2 protein-coding genes are annotated in these 801 nt (G+C 45.2%); both read left to right on the forward strand.

Annotation, left to right across the window (positions count from 1 at the left end; translation table 11 throughout):
* Window positions 1–135 precede the first annotated feature (135 nt).
* Window positions 136–354, forward strand: a complete 219-nt coding sequence (locus AB9H30_RS19320) for a hypothetical protein (protein WP_371196427.1) — start codon at window positions 136–138, stop codon at window positions 352–354.
* Window positions 342–674 carry a type II toxin-antitoxin system RelE/ParE family toxin gene (locus AB9H30_RS19325; RefSeq protein ID WP_371196428.1) on the forward strand — a complete coding sequence of 111 codons (333 nt, stop codon included), beginning with the start codon at window positions 342–344 and terminating at the stop codon, window positions 672–674. The genes AB9H30_RS19320 and AB9H30_RS19325 overlap by 13 nt, the downstream gene beginning before the upstream one ends.
* Window positions 675–801 lie beyond the last annotated feature (127 nt).

Consider the following 801-nt stretch of genomic DNA (forward strand, 5'->3'; position numbering starts at 1 on the left):
TAGACGGGGTTTGGGCTACGGTTACTTAGTGGTCGACTGTCCTGAGCGTTACACCTACCGTTCAAACTATGGTGCCCCAGAGACCTGAACCATGAAACTGTATCCACTCATCTACGGGCAAGGTATACTGTCACTATGAATCAAAAAACGAACGGGATGACGACAATGAACGTGGCCAAATCGGAAGTCCAGCACATACTAAATAATATGCCTGATGAATGCGATATCGAAGACTTACATTACCGGCTTTATGTGCTTGAAAAAATCAAGCGAGGCCAAGAAGCGGTTAAAAACGGTGCTACTCTCACGCAAGACGAAGTGAGAGACAGAATCGCGAAAAAATGGCAGAAATAATCGGTAAACTGCATTGGTCTCAAGAGGCCTTTGACGACTTAGATGCGATTACTGACTTCATCTTAAAAGACTCCCCTCAGTACGCTGAAATCGTCGGCGATGCGCTGATTGAAGCGGCTGAACATGCCTTTAATCATCCTCACTATGGTCGTATGGTACCCGAGCTACAAAACCCCACTATCCGTGAAAAAATCGTGTACAGTTATCGCGTGATTTATGAGCTCAACGAGCATGAAAACGGACACGATGTTAGCATCATTGCGATTGCAAGCGGCGCTCAATTGCTCGTCCCTATCTTAGACGAACGTAAGCCCTCATAAGCTCATCAACCTGTCTGGAAAAGGGGGGCAGTGTCTGACGTATCCCCACGAAATTTCGAGTTGCAAAATAGTTTCATAATAGTTTCATAATAGTTTGAACATTCATGGCATCTGGTGATCAGATCAA

This window comes from Glaciecola sp. SC05 (assembly GCF_041380235.1).
GTDB lineage: Bacteria > Pseudomonadota > Gammaproteobacteria > Enterobacterales > Alteromonadaceae > Glaciecola.